The organism is Arsenicibacter rosenii, assembly GCF_001870735.1.
Classification (GTDB): Bacteria; Bacteroidota; Bacteroidia; order Cytophagales; family Spirosomataceae; genus Arsenicibacter; species Arsenicibacter rosenii.
Genome location: NZ_MORL01000009.1, coordinates 201450 through 217495, shown reverse-complemented (window position 1 = coordinate 217495; position 16046 = coordinate 201450). Strand labels below are relative to the sequence as shown.

Annotated in this window: 14 protein-coding genes and 1 pseudogene; 8 read left to right on the top strand and 7 right to left on the bottom strand. The window is 52.6% G+C overall.

Annotated elements, in window-relative coordinates:
• Position 1 precedes the first annotated feature (1 nt).
• The gene (locus BLX24_RS17840; RefSeq protein ID WP_071504539.1) at positions 2 to 883 is read right to left on the bottom strand and encodes a fructosamine kinase family protein; all 882 of its coding nucleotides are present in this window, start codon (positions 881 to 883) and stop codon (positions 2 to 4) included.
• Between the two features lie 59 nt (positions 884 to 942).
• Between BLX24_RS17840 and BLX24_RS17835 the strand changes: the two genes are divergently transcribed.
• The 3 genes from BLX24_RS17835 (at position 943) to BLX24_RS17825 (ending at position 4005) form a co-directional block, all read left to right on the top strand.
• Complete coding sequence (locus BLX24_RS17835) at positions 943 to 2151, top strand: anhydro-N-acetylmuramic acid kinase (protein WP_071504538.1); 1209 nt, start codon at positions 943 to 945, stop codon at positions 2149 to 2151.
• Positions 2152 to 2155: 4 nt separating this feature from the next.
• Complete coding sequence (gene lhgD / locus BLX24_RS17830; protein ID WP_071504537.1) at positions 2156 to 3352, top strand: L-2-hydroxyglutarate dehydrogenase; 1197 nt, start codon at positions 2156 to 2158, stop codon at positions 3350 to 3352.
• Between the two features lie 200 nt (positions 3353 to 3552).
• Positions 3553 to 4005, top strand: a complete 453-nt coding sequence (locus BLX24_RS17825; RefSeq protein ID WP_071504536.1) for an NUDIX domain-containing protein — start codon at positions 3553 to 3555, stop codon at positions 4003 to 4005.
• On the opposite strand, the gene BLX24_RS17820 is transcribed toward BLX24_RS17825, so the two are convergent.
• Positions 4002 to 5405 (bottom strand): high affinity choline transporter 1, encoded by a 1404-nt coding sequence (locus tag BLX24_RS17820; RefSeq protein WP_071504535.1) that lies wholly within the window; start codon positions 5403 to 5405, stop codon positions 4002 to 4004. The genes BLX24_RS17825 and BLX24_RS17820 overlap by 4 nt on opposite strands.
• A 139-nt stretch (positions 5406 to 5544) precedes the next feature.
• Here BLX24_RS17820 and BLX24_RS17815 point away from each other — a divergent pair, with 139 nt between their 5' ends.
• The 3 genes from BLX24_RS17815 to BLX24_RS17805 all read left to right on the top strand — a co-directional run bounded on the left by BLX24_RS17815 (position 5545) and on the right by BLX24_RS17805 (position 7928).
• Positions 5545 to 5745 carry a hypothetical protein gene (locus tag BLX24_RS17815; RefSeq protein ID WP_071504534.1) on the top strand — a complete coding sequence of 67 codons (201 nt, stop codon included), beginning with the start codon at positions 5545 to 5547 and terminating at the stop codon, positions 5743 to 5745.
• 215 nt (positions 5746 to 5960) lie between these two features.
• Positions 5961 to 6803: a CPBP family intramembrane glutamic endopeptidase gene (locus tag BLX24_RS17810; RefSeq protein WP_071504533.1), complete on the top strand. Its 843-nt coding sequence runs from the start codon at positions 5961 to 5963 to the stop codon at positions 6801 to 6803.
• A gap of 108 nt (positions 6804 to 6911) precedes the next feature.
• Positions 6912 to 7928, top strand: a complete 1017-nt coding sequence (locus tag BLX24_RS17805; protein ID WP_071504532.1) for an RNA ligase (ATP) — start codon at positions 6912 to 6914, stop codon at positions 7926 to 7928.
• Positions 7929 to 8002: 74 nt separating this feature from the next.
• Here BLX24_RS17805 and nadB read toward each other — a convergent pair whose 3' ends face one another.
• The 3 genes from nadB to nadC all read right to left on the bottom strand — a co-directional run bounded on the left by nadB (position 8003) and on the right by nadC (position 11608).
• A complete protein-coding gene (nadB, locus tag BLX24_RS17800; RefSeq protein WP_071504531.1) occupies positions 8003 to 9595 on the bottom strand; it encodes an L-aspartate oxidase in 1593 nt (530 codons plus the stop codon).
• Between the two features lie 45 nt (positions 9596 to 9640).
• Positions 9641 to 10642 carry a quinolinate synthase NadA gene (gene nadA / locus BLX24_RS17795; RefSeq protein ID WP_071504530.1) on the bottom strand — a complete coding sequence of 334 codons (1002 nt, stop codon included), beginning with the start codon at positions 10640 to 10642 and terminating at the stop codon, positions 9641 to 9643.
• Between the two features lie 132 nt (positions 10643 to 10774).
• Positions 10775 to 11608, bottom strand: coding sequence for a carboxylating nicotinate-nucleotide diphosphorylase (gene nadC, locus BLX24_RS17790; RefSeq protein WP_071504529.1), 834 nt, complete (start codon positions 11606 to 11608; stop codon positions 10775 to 10777).
• 168 nt (positions 11609 to 11776) lie between these two features.
• Between nadC and BLX24_RS17785 the strand changes: the two are divergent.
• A pseudogene (locus tag BLX24_RS17785) lies at positions 11777 to 12850 on the top strand (Gfo/Idh/MocA family protein); the annotation flags it as partial.
• Here BLX24_RS17785 and nfi read toward each other — a convergent pair.
• A complete protein-coding gene (gene nfi / locus BLX24_RS17780; RefSeq protein ID WP_071504527.1) occupies positions 12831 to 13523 on the bottom strand; it encodes a deoxyribonuclease V in 693 nt (230 codons plus the stop codon). The pseudogene BLX24_RS17785 and the gene nfi overlap by 20 nt on opposite strands.
• Positions 13524 to 13700: 177 nt before the next feature.
• Here nfi and BLX24_RS17775 point away from each other — a divergent pair, with 177 nt between their 5' ends.
• Positions 13701 to 14669 (top strand): sugar phosphate isomerase/epimerase family protein, encoded by a 969-nt coding sequence (locus tag BLX24_RS17775; RefSeq protein WP_071504526.1) that lies wholly within the window; start codon positions 13701 to 13703, stop codon positions 14667 to 14669.
• A gap of 88 nt (positions 14670 to 14757) precedes the next feature.
• On the opposite strand, the gene BLX24_RS17770 is transcribed toward BLX24_RS17775, so the two are convergent.
• A complete protein-coding gene (locus tag BLX24_RS17770; protein WP_071504525.1) occupies positions 14758 to 15975 on the bottom strand; it encodes a pyridoxal phosphate-dependent aminotransferase in 1218 nt (405 codons plus the stop codon).
• Positions 15976 to 16046 lie beyond the last annotated feature (71 nt).

Here is a 16046-nt window from a genome sequence, read left to right as displayed (position 1 = left end):
ATCAAGTAAACCGCTTCAGTACTTTTTCGACGCCGCTCAGGTAGCCGGTTCCGAAGAGATTCAGATGTACCAGCAACGGGTACAGATTGTAGACCGGGACGCGTTCATCGAAGCCACCGGCGAGCGGGAACATTTCCTGATAGCTGGCATAAAACCGCTCGTCGAAGCCGCCAAACAGTTTTGTAAAGGCTATTTCGGCCTCCCTGAGCCCGTAAAAAACGGCCGGATCGATCAGGGCGGGATGGCCTTCGGCATCAATCATAACATTGCCGGACCATAAATCACCGTGAATCAGTGCCGGCCGTTCGTCCGGGAGTATATCAGGCAGCAGGTCTTTCAGCCGGAAAAAACGGTCGTACATCGGCTTGCTCAGCAACTGGTTATACATGGCCAGACCAGCCATAGGCAGCAACCGGCGTTCAAAGAAAAAGTCAATGCCGTTGTCCATCGGCGTATTGTTCTGGATAAGCGTACCGATGTAGTTATCCTGCAAAAAGCCGAAGACCGGCTGCGTATGCGCATGAATACGGGCCAGTTGCCGGCCAAGCTCCGGCCAGTAGGTTGGCTTACCAAGGGCCGAATCGATGTATTCCAGAATCAGGTACGACTTGTCCAGGTGTTGGCCGACATCGATCACCCGCGGGATGGTCAGGGTGCCGGTCTGGCGGAGGGCTTCGAGCCCCTGTACCTCGCACTCGAAAAGATCCGGCTCTTCCGCATGATTCCATTTAACGAAAAACATCCCTTCCGACGAAAAGATCCGGGCCGCCGTATTGATGTCTCCGCCCGAGAGAAACTGTGTGTCAATGACATCGACCGGCTGGCCGAGTGCCTTAAAAAGAATATGTTCAAAAAAGTCGAACTGTTCGTTTCCCCAAAACATGTTTTCGTCATTAACCAGGTTAAATTAGCTAAATTTGCCATTTACACGCACCTGGGAGCATGAATAAGCAAGTTCAACGATTATATGAAATAGCCGGTCGCAGTGAGCGCCGGATCATTGGCCTGATGTCGGGCACATCGCTCGACGGGCTGGATATTGCCTTGTGCCGGATTCAGGGCAGCGGTCCTGAAACGGAGGTTGAGGTAACCCATTTTGATACGATCCCGTATACGGACGACATCAAGGCAGAAATCCGTAAGGTTTTTGCTAAAAAGGAAATCGATTTCCAGCATCTTTGTTTGCTGAACCCGTGGATCGGCCGGCTGCATGGACAGATGGTGCTGAACTGCCTGGAGCGCTGGAACATTTCGCCCGACCGGATTGACCTGATTGCCAGTCATGGTCAGACGGTTTTTCATGCACCGAAGGCCCTGCACCAACAGGATAAGTTTCCGAATGCCACGCTGCAAATCGGCGATGGCGACCATGTAGCCGTAACAACCGGTATCATTACGCTCAGTGATTTCCGGCAGAAACACACGGCCATGGGTGGCGAGGGAGCTCCCCTGGCGGTATATGGGGATTACTTTGTGTTCTCGGAGCCTGCCGAAAACCGGATTTTGCTGAACATGGGCGGTATTGCCAACTTTACGTACCTGCCCGCTACGCAGGATGCAACGGAAGTCTTTACAACCGACACCGGCCCGGGCAATACCCTGCTGGATGCTTTCGCACGGCGGTTTTCGGATAAGCCGTATGACGAAGACGGCCGGATGGCAGCCAGCGGTAAGGTAAATACCGAATTGCTGAAGGCACTCAAGAAAAGTTCGTTTTTCGACCAGCCGTTCCCGAAAACCACAGGCCCTGAATTATTTAGCCTGGATTATGTCCGGCAGGCTCAGCAACGGAGCAGTACGACCTCACTGTCGCCCGAAGACCTGATGGCGACGCTGACCCGTTTCAGCGCTGAAACCATCGCCGAAACGGTGTTGCAGGTAATTCAGCCTGAGCTGACCTACCATGTGTACATGAGTGGGGGCGGCATGCACAACCCCGTGCTGACGGGCGCGATCCGTGACCTGTTGCCGAATTGTATTTTTGGCCGGACCGACGACATCGGCATTTCGGGAGATGCCAAGGAAGCCGTCCTGTTTGCCGTTCTGGCAAATGAGGCTGTGGCCGGCGGACAGACTTTGTTTGAACGTGACGATAAAAAGCGGGCGGGAGTACCATCCATCACGATGGGCAAAATCTCCTTCCCCCGATAACCCTATGCAAGACATTATCATCATTGGGGGCGGTATTGTCGGGCTGGCAACGGCCCTGCAAATCAAGCAGCAGCGCCCGAACCTGTCGGTAACCGTACTGGAAAAGGAAACACACGTGGCCGTGCATCAGACGGGGCATAACAGCGGTGTAATTCACTCGGGTTTGTATTACAAGCCCGGCAGCCTGAAAGCAACAAACTGTATCCGTGGCTACTGGTCACTGATTGAGTTCTGCGAGCAGGAAAATATTCCGTATGAGCTCTGTGGTAAAATTGTGGTGGCAACAAAGCCGGAACAGATTCCGCAACTGAACATGCTCTATGAGCGCGGGCAGCAGAACGGGCTCGAAGGCCTGAAAAAGCTGACACTGGCGCAGATGCGGGAGATCGAACCCTATGTGAATGGTGTCGAAGGAATCCGGGTGCCGCAAACCGGTATCATTGATTATAAGCAGGTCTGTGAGAAATATGCGCAGAAGTTCCGCGAACTGGGCGGCGAGGTGCGGCTTGGCGAAAAAGTGGAGCAGCTGACGCCCGGCAACAGCCTCAGCGTGGTCGTAACGAATAAGGGGACATACGAAGCGAAACTGGTTGTCAACTGTGCAGGGCTGTATTCGGATAAAGTTGCTCAGATGACGCAGCGGAACCCGATTAACCTGCGGATTGTACCGTTCCGCGGCGAATATTATAAACTAAGACCGGAAAAGGAATACCTGGTCAAACACCTGATTTACCCCGTTCCCGACCCGAACTTCCCCTTCCTTGGCGTACATTATACGCGGATGGTACACGGTGGGGTAGAGGCAGGACCGAACGCGGTGCTGGCTTTTGCCCGTGAAGGCTACCGCAAATCCGACATCAACGCCAAAGAACTGTTTGAGACACTTTCGTGGCCGGGTTTCCAGAAAGTGGCGGCCAAATACTGGGAGACCGGCCTGGGCGAAATGTACCGGTCGTTTTCAAAATCGGCATTTACGAAAGCCTTGCAGGAATTAATTCCGGACATCCGCGAGGAGGATTTGATGGATGGCGGTTCGGGGGTACGGGCACAGGCCTGCGACCGTACCGGCGGTCTGCTCGACGATTTTGCCATTTTTGAAACCGAACGGGCGATTAACGTCTGTAACGCGCCGTCGCCGGCCGCCACGTCTTCACTGTCCATCGGGTTAACGGTATCGGAAAAGGTAATCGCCCGTTTCTGACAGGATTAGTATGATTGAATGATGAACAGGATTTTATTTGCTGTTCGGGATTTGCAATCCCGAACCATGTAAACGCGGATTTCAAATCCGCCATTATTTTGTTCGGGATTTTTAAATCCCGAACAGCCATTAATCAATCATACTAATTCTGTAATCATAGTAATCCTGTAATCATACTAATCATCGTACAAATCATAGTAATGAAAGTACGCCCGAGTGCACTGATTATTCAGAATAACCACGCCTTGCTGATGCATTATCGCTATGGCGATGTTGATGTATATGCTTTACCCGGCGGTAATCCCGACCGTGGCGAAACCCTGCCGCAGGTCACCGGGCGGGAGCTGGAAGAAGAACTCGGTATTACTGTCGAAGTCGGACCGATGTTGCTGGCCGGCGAAGTAATGCGCCCCGAAAGCGATCCGGCACTCGCCCATAAAGTAGTGCTGCACGTGGTATTTGCCGCCGAGATCATTGCCGGTTTTCCTGCCCTGAATCCGGAGCATACAACCGCCCTGGCCATTGTCTGGAAACCTGTTCGTGAACTGAATACCCTGAATATGTACCCCAATGTCGGGCAGTATATTCAGGATCTGGTACTGAAGCAAAGCCCGTTGGGCTACGTCGGCATGATTGATCAGGCATTTTTCTAAGCATCAACGGTGTCGGTAACAAGGGGCGAATGAGGCTTATCGGTTATCAGAGAGCCGATGACCATGCCCAGTATACTGATGACTAAGCCCCACAGCATCGGCGGAAATTCGGTTTCGATGGCAAGCGCGCCGAACCAGACCAGCAACCCCGCCATCATAGCGCTCAGGCAGCCGGTTGTATTGGCCCGTGGCCAGTAAATACCGGCTGTCAGCGGCACAAACAGGGAGACCAGACTAAACGCCGACGACTCACCAACCAGCTCGAAAATGCTGGTGTCGCGCGTCATACACATCAGCACGACCGCAAACGTAATCACTACCACGGCTCCGCGAATAGTCAGCAGCAGCTTTTTGTCGCTTAAATCGGGCCGGAAAAACTTCACAATATTTTCGCCGAAAACCGTCGACGGGGCCAGAATAGCTCCGCTCGATACGCTCAGGATGGCCGAGGTCAGGGCCCCGAAAAACAGGATTTGCAGGAACAGGTTGCCATGCCGGAGTACCATGTTCGGAATCAGCATCTGGTTGTCGGGCGGCAGGTCGGGATGCAGCAGGCGGGCGCTCAGACCGATAAACAGGGGTAAAACGGCAATGGTGATGTAGAAGAAGGAAGCCAGATAGGAGGCCTGTACCGTGGTTCGTTCGGATTTGGCCGACATCACCCGCTGGAACACATCCTGTTGCGGAATGGAGCCGAGGCCGATGGTCATCCAGGCAGCCATGTACTCAATAATGCCTTTCGCGTTCCAGTGGGGCAGAAACCGGAAAAAGCCGTCGGGCATTCTGTCGGCTACGGTACTGATTCCGCCAACGGGTTCCCACAGCATTACGACAATGATAATCAGGGCGATGACGATGATGATGTTATGAAAAAAATCGGTTACGGAAATGGACCACATACCACCCAGCAGCGTATAAATAGCCACGATGATAGCGCTGACCACAATGCCGATTTCGCGCGGAACACCCGTTACCACTTCCAGCACAATGCCGATGGCAATAAACTGCGCCGCAATCCAGCTGAAATACGACGGAATCAGGATCAGGGCCGACAGCAACTCCGCCGACCGGCCGAACCGCAGGCGGAAATAGTCGGAGAACGTAGTGATCTGTAAGCGGTACAGCGGCCTTGCATAAAAAGCGCCGGCCAGGAAGAGGCAAAGTGCCGACCCGAACGGCTCCTCGATGATGGCCAGCACCCCGCCCTCGACAAATGTGGCCGGTGCACCCATGATGGTTTCGGAGCCAAACCAGGTGGCGAAGGTCGCCGAGGCTGCCAGCACGAGCGGCAAGCTGCGGCCGGCCAGTACAAAGTCCTGTGTTGAGGTAACCCGCCGGGCTGCCCATGCCCCCACGGCAATATTGGAAAGTAAGTACAGCGCGATAAAAAACAGTAGCATATCCGATTGAGGTAACGCTATCAAAGCTACTAAAAAGTAGGAAACCAAATTTTATTCTATTTTTACTATAGGCTTTGTTTTGTTTGCTGTATCTTTGAACAGGTACACCTGTTGTTATTGTGTGCCTGTACTTGTCTATATGAACTTACTGAAACGTTTCTTCTCGGTTTACGAGTCTCGCCTGGTGTTTGTGGTGGCAACGCTGGTCTTTCTGGTTTTACTTGGTTTTTGTTTTCAGGCGTGGCAATCCGGCGAAGATGCCGGGATGCGGAGTGCGGCTGTTGGTGGTGGTTTGATGGTGTTGGTGCAGTATTACCGGCGGCAGCGGTCAAAGGCCTGAAAAAGGGTTTTGGTATTGGATAGAGCAGGTTGTTGATTTATGCCGGGAAATGCATATTTTGACAGCCTGTTTGCATATATCCCGTTCTGCCATGATCAAACCCACCTTCTGGCGCGAAGCCGGCCTGTTTCTGCCGGGCTGCCTGATAATAGTGCTTGCCAATTACATGGATGTCATTGAGCCATAACGACCTTCAACCTAAACACATACATGACATGATGACCAGTCAATTACCTGAGAACAATGAGGTGCAGTATAGACCGGCCTATTATCCGACGATTAAACAGGCCTGGTGGCTGATGGCAGTCATGATGCTGATGCAGATACCGGCGGTCATTCCCTCTATCGGGCTGAAATTGGCAGCTGAAAAGCTGGAGCTGCCGGTACTGGATATGATTGGTCAGACGCTGGCGTATGTACTGGCTTTCGGACTAACGATCTGGTATGCGTTCGGGAAGCGGGGGAGCCGTACGTTGTCGTTTGCTACGGTGCCGGCCATTGTCTATCCGGTTGCGGCGATTGGTATGATCGCCCTGGGCCTGCTGGCGGAGCCGCTGGTGAGTACGATTCCCATGCCCGAAAAACTGAATGAGCTGCTGCGGGAACTGTTCAACAAGGATATGGTGATTACGGCAGTCATTGCCGCTCCGATTCTGGAAGAGGTACTGTTCCGGGGGATCATCGAGGATGGGTTTCTGAAACAATACAGTCCGGCCAAATCGATTATCTGGTCAGCGGTCATTTTCGGGGTTATTCACATGATTCCGGCGCAGGCACTCAACGCCTGTTTGCTGGGCCTTGCGTTTGGCTGGCTTTACTATCGTACCCGGTCGCTCTGGCTGTGTATGTTTCTGCACTTTGTGAACAACAGTCTCAGCTCGCTGCCGTTGTTTTTCGATGATGCCCTGCAGATGGATGTAAACACAACCCGCCTCTGGATTGGCAACGACGGATTGTATATGGGTCTGCTGGCTGCCTGCGCGGCTATCTGTTACGGCTGTTATGCATATCTGAACCGGATATTGCCGGAGGGCAATAATAGCCGTTTACCGGTTTGACGGTCATCATATGTATTTCTGAAAAGTAATACCATTTAGCTGAATAGGTTTATTTTCGCGCTTTCATACCCAAACCACAGTAAAACCATTTCGCGGTTTACAAACAGCGTGAGAAAATTAGCAAGCATTCAGCGCATTAATGCGTTAACACCAATCGAAGGAGCAGATGCAATCGAAAGGGCGTCTGTATTAGGATGGCAATTAGTTGTCAAAAAAGGAGAGTTTCAGGCAGGAGATTTAGCGGTGTACTGTGAAATTGACAGTTTGCTGCCCGACCGGCCCGAGTTTGATTTTTTGAAGCCACGGGGTATGCGGATCAGAACGGTGCGACTTCGTGGGCAGGTGTCGCAGGGCATTTGTTTCCCGCTGGCAATCGTACCGGCGGGTGCCGTTCTGGAAGAAGGTGCCGACTGTACAGAGTTGCTGGGCGTCCGGAAGTATGAACCACCGATGCCGGCCTGTCTGGATGGCGTTGCTAAAGGCAGATTTCCTTCATTTATCCCAAAAACAGATGAAACGCGGGTACAGGTACTACAGGAGGTACTGGATACCTATCTGGGAGAGCGTTGTTACGTAACTGAAAAGCTTGACGGCAGTTCGGCCACCTATTTCGTCAATAATAATGAGTTTGGTGTTTGCAGTCGTAATCTCGAACTATTGGAAGATCAGGAAAATAGCTTCTGGAAGGTCGCACGTCAGCTGGACATTGAAAATAAGTTGCGGGCTACAGGTAAAAATATAGCCTTGCAGGGAGAACTTGTCGGGGAAGGTATTCAGGGGAATAAGCTGAAACTGCGTGGTCAGACCGTTTACTTCTTCAATGCATTTGACATTGACCGGTCCCGGTATTTTAGTTTTCAGGAGTTTGTGGAGTTGCTTACCCGTCTGGATTTACCCATGGTACCTGTGCTTGCCGTGGACTATGCACTACAAAACAGCATTGATACAATTGTCGGTATGGCTACCAGGAAAAGTACGCTATGTAAAGAAGCATGGGCGGAAGGAATCATTATCCGCCCTTACCTGACACAAACCGGCGGACCGGTTTCTGATGGGGATGTCATCACCGGCCGGGTTAGTTTTAAGGCAATTAATCCTGAGTTTCTGCTAAAGTATGGTGAGTAGCTGATATAAGACAGGCATCGTTCTGCCAGCGTAGTGATATTATCGATCTCTATTCTGGCAGAACGTTTCAGTAACTACGCCTCGTGCTTCACCAGATCAATATTATAATGCAACCCCCGGTTATCGCGGCGCGACATGGCGGCTTTGATCACCAGATACGCCACTTCGATCATATTCCGGAGCTCGCAGATGCGGGCCGATACGTTGGATTGGCGGTATAGCTCCTCGTGCTCCAGATAAATGAGGCCAAGCCGGTCCATGGCCCGTTTCATCCGGCGGTTTGAGCGCACAATCCCGACATAGTTCGACATAATCGACTCCAGTTCGCGCTGCATCTCCGTGACCAGTACCAGCTCTTCAGGGTGCGTAGTACCACGGTCGTCCCAATCCGGAATATTGTCCGGGAGAACTGCCTGTTCGTATTCTTCAATAGTTTTCAGATACGCCCTGTGGCCGAAAACAACCGCTTCCAGCAAGGAATTGGAGGCCAGCCGGTTAGCACCGTGCAGGCCTGTGCAGGAACACTCACCGGCCGCATACAGGAAATTAAGGTTGGTCTGCCCGTACTCATTAACCTTAATGCCCCCGCACATGTAGTGCTGCGCCGGTACAACCGGAATAAAATCCTTGCGTACATCAATGCCGAGGTGATCGCGGCAATAAGCCGTGATGTTCGGGAAGTGTTCGATAAACTCGTCGTAATTGCAGTGCGTTACATCCAGGTACACGTGCGGATCACCGTATTTTTTCATCTCGGAGTCGATGGCACGGGCAACGATGTCGCGCGGGGCGAGTGACAGCCGGGGGTCATAATGCTCCATGAAGGTTTCGCCTTTCATGTTGCGCAGAATGCCGCCAAAACCGCGGACAGCCTCCGAAATCAGGAAGTTCGGCTTCTTGCCGGGTTCATACAGTGCTGTCGGGTGGAACTGGATAAATTCCATATCCTTGCAGATCGCTTTGGCACGGTAGGCCATCGCAATGCCGTCGCCGGTGGCAATGGTTGGGTTGGTCGTGTTCTGGTAAATATTGCCGATGCCGCCCGTTGCCAGCAGGGTTGTTTTGGCCAGAAACCGCTCTACCGAGCCCGTCTCGGTGTTGAGCACATAGGCGCCGAAACATTTGTTATCAGCGTCGTAGCGATGCACGGTTTCGCCCAGGTGGTGGCGGGTGATGAGGTCAACCGCGTAAAAGTGGGTCAAAATGGTAATCGACGGCATTGAGTGGGCTTTCTCGAGGAGCGCCCGTTCAATTTCGGCACCGGTGATGTCTTTAAAGTGCAGAATCCGGTGATCGGAGTGCCCCCCTTCCCGGGCAAGGTCATAATCGCCGTCTTCTTCCTTATCGAATCGGGTACCGTAGCTGATGAGTTCCCGGATCCGCTCGGGCGCTTCGCGCACGACAATTTCCACGATCTTGCGGTCACTCAGGTAGTCCCCGGCGATCATGGTATCTTCGATGTGCTTTTCAAACGAATCGTCTTCCGACCAAACGGCGGCGATGCCTCCCTGGGCGTATTTGGTATTGGTCTCGTCGGCCCAGACCTTGGTAATAACCGCAATCCGGACGGGTTGCTGACGTTCTTCAAAATGAATAGCCAGCTTAGTGGCATAGCTCAGCCCCGCGATTCCGGAGCCGATGACAAGGAAATCATATTGATTAGGCATTGGCAGCAATCTATCAATGTTTCAGGTCGCCTTTCTGAAGCAGGCTTAACTCAATTCCAGCATTCTAAGCACCGACGCTTCCGCTTTTACCCGTACATCTTCCGGTACATGAATCTCAGGAAGTTCGTAATACAGACAGTTATACAGCTTCTCAAGCGTATTCATCTTCATGTACGGACATTCGGAGCAGGCACAGGTATTGTTCTCACTCGCCGGGGCCGGAATGATCTTCTTGTTCGGAACCGCCTGCTTCATTTTGTGCAGGATACCGGCTTCGGTACCCACGATAAACACTTCGTCCGGACTGTCGACCACGTATTTCAGCAGCGCCGTCGTTGAACCGATGTAGTCGGCCTGGGTCAGGATATGTTCCTGGCACTCAGGGTGGGCAATGAATTTAGCTTCCGGATATTTAACCCGCAGAGCGTTCAGTTTTTCCTGCGAAATGTCGATGTGAACGATACACGCACCGTCCCAGAGTACCATATCCCGGCCGGTTTTATTCATGATGTACCGGCCGAGGTTGGCGTCCGGTGCAAAAATGATTTTCTGATCGGCGGGCAGGCTTTGCACAATCTTCAGCGCGTTCGACGACGTAACGATGATGTCGGAAAGCGCCTTGATGTCGGCCGAACAGTTGATGTACGACAACACAATGTGATCGGGATACTGCGCCTTGAAGGCCGCAAACTGATCGGCAGGCGCCGAGTCGGCCAGGGAGCAGCCGGCGTTCGTATCCGGAATAACCACTTTCTTTTCAGGCGAGAGGATTTTGGCCGTTTCGCCCATAAAGTGTACGCCACAGAACACAATCATGTCGGCTTCGGTAGCGGCTGCCTGCTGGCTCAGGCCAAGGCTGTCGCCGATGTAGTCGGCCAGGTCCTGAATATCGCTGTCGACGTAGTAGTGAGCGAGAATAACGGCGTTTTTCTCTTTTTTCATCCGCCGGATTTCGTCGATCAGTACCTGTTTATCTTTTGGGGTCGAGCGGCTGATATAGCCAACCTGCGCGACTTCTTCTTCGAGTGTTAATGGGAATGTTGCCATGCTGTAATAAAGTAAAATAACAGAAGGATTAACCACGGGGTTTCACTGAGTTGGGCACGGAGTTACACGGAATCAACTCAGTGGGACTCTGTGCTTTTTACTTTGTGTTACTCAGTGGTTAATAACAACCAATTAATAGGCTTTCAAACTCAGATCAAGGCTTTTAATCTGATGGGTCAGCGCGCCCGACGAGATATAATTCACACCCGTTTCGGCGTAGGCCCGCAGGTTTGTTTCGTCAATACCGCCGGAGGCTTCGGTCACAAACCGGCCGTCGACCAGCTGTACCATTTCCCGGACCTGATCCGGCGTAAAGTTGTCGAGCAGAATAATATCGACGTTGCCGACCCGGATTACTTCTTCCACTTCCTCCCGTGTGCGGGCTTCCACCTCAATTTCGAGCGTCCGGCCGGTACGTTGCAGGTATTCATTTGCTTTAGTAATCGCGGCTTCGATACCACCCGCATAGCTGATGTGATTGTCCTTGATCAGAATCATGTCATACAGCCCGAACCGATGGTTTTCGGCACCGCCGATATGGGTCGCCATCTTCTCGCAAAGGCGGAAGTTTGGGGTCGTTTTGCGCGTATCGAGCAGTTTGGCATTGGTGCCCTCCAGTAGCTTAACCATTTCGCGCGTATGCGTGGCAATGCCGCTCATGCGCTGCATGGTGTTCAGTACCAGTCGTTCCGCCTTCAGGATATGCTGCGAATTACCGCTGACGGTCAGGACAATATCACCCGGTTTAATGGCTGCCCCATCTTCGATCAATACATCGATCTCAAACGCAGGGTCTACTTCGTTAAAGATCGCCAGGGCAACATCTACGCCGGCGAGCACCCCGGCTTCTTTGACTAATAACCGTGCCCGTCGTTTGGCGTCGGCCGGAATGGTAGCGAGGGAGGTATGATCGCCGTCGCCGACATCTTCGGCCAGGGCAGTCTGTATGAAATCTTGTAATGTCATGATTGGAAGGTAAAGAAACGATAACCGGTAGAGGTTAAGCAGAAAACACGGTCAGAAATAACGGTAAATGAGTAATGTCGTTCAGCAACTGTCTTTCTTCTTACGTCCTTTGCTTACTTCGCTAGTCGGTTCTTCACTAATTTCTGGCGAAAGTTAAGAGATTCTTACACGAATATGAACATTGCGTTAATTGGCTACGGAAAAGTTAGCCACCTGCATGCAAAAGCGGCTCAGCAAGTGGGTACACTGGTGGCTGTTTATGGCCGTGATGCAACCAAAGCTGCTGCCTTTGCTCAACAATATAACATACGACCTTACACAAATGTTGCCGATATGGTTGCTACGGAGCAAGTAGACGTGTGTATTGTCTGTACGCCCCATCCGGCTCACCGCGAACCGGCCGTTGCCGCGCTCGAAGCAGGTGCTAACGTGCTGGTCGAAAAGCCACTGGCCTCAACCTTAGCCGATTGTGATGCGATGATCAATGCGGCGAAGAAGGCCGGTCGTTGGCTGGGGACCATCAGCCAGCGGCGTTTTTACCGCTCGTCGCAACGTGTGCGGGAAGCCATTGATGCCGGTAAAATCGGTAATCCGTCGCTGGGAATGGTGAATCTGCTGGGCTGGCGCGATGAAGCTTATTACCGCAGCGATCCATGGCGCGGGTCGTGGGCAGGCGAAGGCGGTGGCGTGCTGGTCAATCAGGCACCCCATCAGCTGGATTTGCTGCTTTGGTATATGGGCGAGCCGGAAGAACTGTTTGGCATCTGGAAAAATATAAACCACCCGTATATCGAGGTCGACGATACGGCCGTCGCTATTGTCAAGTTTAAAAACGGCGGTATCGGCAATATCGTAGTCAGTAACTCGCAAAAGCCGGGCATCTATGGTAAAGTACACATCCACGGGCAGAACGGGGCATCGATCGGGGTGCAGACCGATGGCGGTTCCATGTTTGTTGCCGGGATGACGACTATTCAGGAGCCGCCCGCCAATGATTTATGGACCGTGCCCGGCGAGGAGCATTTGCTGGCGGGCTGGGTGGCCGAAGAAGCCGCTCATTTTGAAACCATCGACGTGATGTCGCACTTTTTTGCCGAGCAGCTCCGCGACTTCTGCGCGGCTGTCCGCGATAACCGGCCGCCGCTGGTTACAGGTGAAGACGGTCGCCGGGTCGTAGCCTTGTTTCAGGCCATTTACGAATCAACCCGAATGGGCGGGGTCGTTAGGTTTGCGGATCTTTAGCGGCTTTACGCAGGTTGTTGACCAGCAAATGAGCACGGCGCGTGGGCTCCGGAATCCGGTAGCCGCCATCGCACTGTAAGGTCAGGGCAATTGTGGTCTGTAAATCAATCAGATGGCCGGGCGATACATAGACGGGCGTCACTTTGTTCTTCGTCCGTAATGCTGCCCCGACTACATCGCCGTAGTGGCGCATGGGTGTCCAGTTGCCCTGTTCGGGAGCCGGTTGGTCGAATTTTCCGACAAGGACGGATTTGCCGCAGCCAAAAGCAGGTTTGTTGAGCCACAAGCCGCCGTGGGAGGCAATGCCGATCCGGCGCGGGTGGGCAGTACCGTGGCCGTCAAACATCACCACATCGGGATCTGTTTCGAGATTTGCCCAGGCCTCGAGCAGGGCCGGAATCTCCCTGAACGACAGCAAGCCCGGAATATACGGAAACGTGGCCCTGCTGACGACACCCGATTCTTCAATGGTTTCGAGGGTATCAAGGCGGAGGACCACAATGCCGGCATATACCGTCTCTTCAAACTTATTGAACGAGATGTCGCAGCCTGCAATAGTCCTGAACGGAGCCACCGGCTGTTCGATCCGGATGCTGTACCGCAGTGTCTGCTGCAACGCAACGGCTTCTGACGGGGTCAGATTCCAGTCGTGCAAATGTGTATAGTTTGCCATGGTATGTGCTAAAACCCTGATTCCCGGAACTTGTTCCGGTTTTGCTATATTTCGGAAACATCCGGCCCTGGTAGAGACATACCGCTGGTTGTGTGCCCCGAAGGCAATGTTTAAGCTAACATGAAATCGTACATCGTACTTCGTAAATCATAATCAGCATTAGATACCTGAACCTTTATGTCTGAATCTTCAATGAATCGGCGCCGGGCCTTGACGGCGTTAGGAGCCTTGTCGGGCGTGGCGATAACCCCCTCAATGGCTTCTGCTGCAGTAGTTGCTTCGCATGAACCGGCCATCCTGAAAGCCGCCCCTGCCTTTGTGCCCTGCCTGAACATGAGTACGTTACGAGGGCATAAACTGGGCTTTGTTAAAGAACTGGAAACCGTATCAAAAGCGGGTTTCCGGTCGGTCGAAATCTGGGTCGATACCCTGCAAAATTACCTGAAAGGCGGCGGTACCGCTGCGGAAGCCCGCCGGATACTGGGTGATCTGGGGATAAAAATAGAAAATGCCATCGGTTTTGCGCCATGGATCATCAGCGATGATGCGGCGCGGGCCAAAGGCCTTGATCAGCTGAAACGGGAAATGGAGCAACTGGCCGAAGTGGGTTGCCGGCGGACGGCTGCCCCGGCAGTTGGAGCGACTGACCCTAAAGGCGAAAAACTGGATTTGCGCAAGGTGGCTGAACGTTATCGGGCCATTCTGGAGCTGGGCGACCAGACAGGCGTGGTGCCGCACCTCGAATTATGGGGCTTCTCACATAACCTGAACCGGTTGAGCGATGTCATGTATGTTGCTATCGAAAGCGGCCACCCGAAAGCGCGGGTGCTGCTCGATGTGTATCACCTTTACAAGGGCGGTTCGAGCCTGGACAGCCTGCCGCTTGTCGGTCCGGCGGCTATTGAGGTGTTCCACGTTAATGATTATCCGGCCAATATGCCGCGGGAAACTATTGTTGATGCCGACCGGGTTTATCCGGGCGATGGTGTCGCACCGATTCAGGATATTCTGCGGAAGATTAAAACCGATGGTAAGACGATTGTTCTGTCGCTTGAGGTCTTTAACAAGGGCTACTATGCGCAGGATGCTGCCGTAGTGGCGAAGACCAGCTTCGAGAAGATGAAGAAGATGATTGGGGCGGTATAAACAGTTGTCATCCCGACGTCAGGAGGGATCTCGGGCCATTGAATATGGTGAGATCCCTCCTGACGTCGGGATGACAAACTAAGTTTACTTATTTCAGCGTGGCTACCGCATCTTTGATGCGCTGGATGGCTTCGGCGAGTGCTTCATCGGCAGCGGCCGTTGAGATCCGGATGCAGTTTGGAGCCCCGAAACCAGAACCGGCTACTGTCGATACATACACTGAATTTAACAACCAGCCTGCAAAATCGTCAGAATCGTTGATGGTTGTCGTTCCGTCTGATTTGCCATAGTAGTAGCTTACGTCCGGGAAGGCGTAGAACGCACCCTGCGGCACATTTACCTTAAAGCCCGGCACATCCTGAAGCAGTTTTACCACCAGATCACGGCGACGCTCGTAAGCTTTACCCATCTCGTAGGTTGGCTGCATATCGCCCGTCAGAGCCGCAACCGTTGCTTTCTGAGCAATTGAGTTCGTTCCTGACGTTACCTGACCCTGTAGCTTTTCGACACCATCGGCAATCCATTTTGCTGCGCCGATAAAACCAATCCGCCAGCCGGTCATGGCAAAGCCTTTGGCAACACCATTTACGGTGATAACACGGTCGGCAATAGCCGGGATGGAACCAATACTGAAATGGCCTTCCGGTGTAAAGTTGATGTATTCGTAGATTTCGTCGGCCAGAACGAATACGTTTTCATGACGGGCCACTACCTCGCCGATGGCGCGCAGTTCCGCTTCTGAATATACTGAACCGGTCGGGTTGTTTGGTGAGGCAAACATCACCACTTTCGTCCGGTCAGTAATGGCCGCTTCGAATTGCTCCGGCGTTACTTTGAAGTCGTTCTCGAAAGAGCCGTCTACTACCACTGATTTCCCTTCGGCCAGCTTTACCATTTCCGAGTAGCTCACCCAGTACGGCGAGAAGATGATCACCTCGTCGCCAGGATTGACCAGTACCTGAATTACGTTGGCCAGGGAGTGCTTTGCCCCGGTCGATACAACGATATTTTCCGGTTTCCAGTCGATATTGTTATCCCGTTTAAACTTGTCTGCAATCGCTTTACGGAGATCAGGGTAACCGGCTACCGGAGAATAGCCGTGAAAGCCATCATCAATGGCCTTCTTAGCTGCTTCACAGATGTGAGCGGGTGTTTTGAAATCAGGCTCGCCAACGCTGAGGCTGATTACTTTGTGGCCCTGCGCGGCCAGCTCGCGTGCTTTTTTAGTCATCGCCAGCGTTGAAGATTCTTCTAACGCGTTGATCCGGTCGGCCAACAGACTGGCGGTTTCAAGCAATGCAGACATGATTCGGATTATTTAATTATTAAATTGATAACAAATCAGGGGCAAAGATACTAATTGTTTAGTCGAAAGGT

What these genes read in the sequence shown, in the direction of transcription:
- BLX24_RS17840 (WP_071504539.1), bottom strand. Translation starts at nt 883, where the DNA reads ATGTTTTGGGGAAACGAACAGTTCGACTTTTTTGAACATATTCTTTTT.
- BLX24_RS17835 (WP_071504538.1), top strand. Translation starts at nt 943, where the DNA reads ATGAATAAGCAAGTTCAACGATTATATGAAATAGCCGGTCGCAGTGAG.
- lhgD (WP_071504537.1), top strand. Translation starts at nt 2,156, where the DNA reads ATGCAAGACATTATCATCATTGGGGGCGGTATTGTCGGGCTGGCAACG.
- BLX24_RS17825 (WP_071504536.1), top strand. Translation starts at nt 3,553, where the DNA reads ATGAAAGTACGCCCGAGTGCACTGATTATTCAGAATAACCACGCCTTG.
- BLX24_RS17820 (WP_071504535.1), bottom strand. Translation starts at nt 5,405, where the DNA reads ATGCTACTGTTTTTTATCGCGCTGTACTTACTTTCCAATATTGCCGTG.
- BLX24_RS17815 (WP_071504534.1), top strand. Translation starts at nt 5,545, where the DNA reads ATGAACTTACTGAAACGTTTCTTCTCGGTTTACGAGTCTCGCCTGGTG.
- BLX24_RS17810 (WP_071504533.1), top strand. Translation starts at nt 5,961, where the DNA reads ATGATGACCAGTCAATTACCTGAGAACAATGAGGTGCAGTATAGACCG.
- nadB (WP_071504531.1), bottom strand. Translation starts at nt 9,595, where the DNA reads ATGCCTAATCAATATGATTTCCTTGTCATCGGCTCCGGAATCGCGGGG.
- nadA (WP_071504530.1), bottom strand. Translation starts at nt 10,642, where the DNA reads ATGGCAACATTCCCATTAACACTCGAAGAAGAAGTCGCGCAGGTTGGC.
- nadC (WP_071504529.1), bottom strand. Translation starts at nt 11,608, where the DNA reads ATGACATTACAAGATTTCATACAGACTGCCCTGGCCGAAGATGTCGGC.
- nfi (WP_071504527.1), bottom strand. Translation starts at nt 13,523, where the DNA reads ATGGCAAACTATACACATTTGCACGACTGGAATCTGACCCCGTCAGAA.
- BLX24_RS17775 (WP_071504526.1), top strand. Translation starts at nt 13,701, where the DNA reads ATGTCTGAATCTTCAATGAATCGGCGCCGGGCCTTGACGGCGTTAGGA.
- BLX24_RS17770 (WP_071504525.1), bottom strand. Translation starts at nt 15,975, where the DNA reads ATGTCTGCATTGCTTGAAACCGCCAGTCTGTTGGCCGACCGGATCAAC.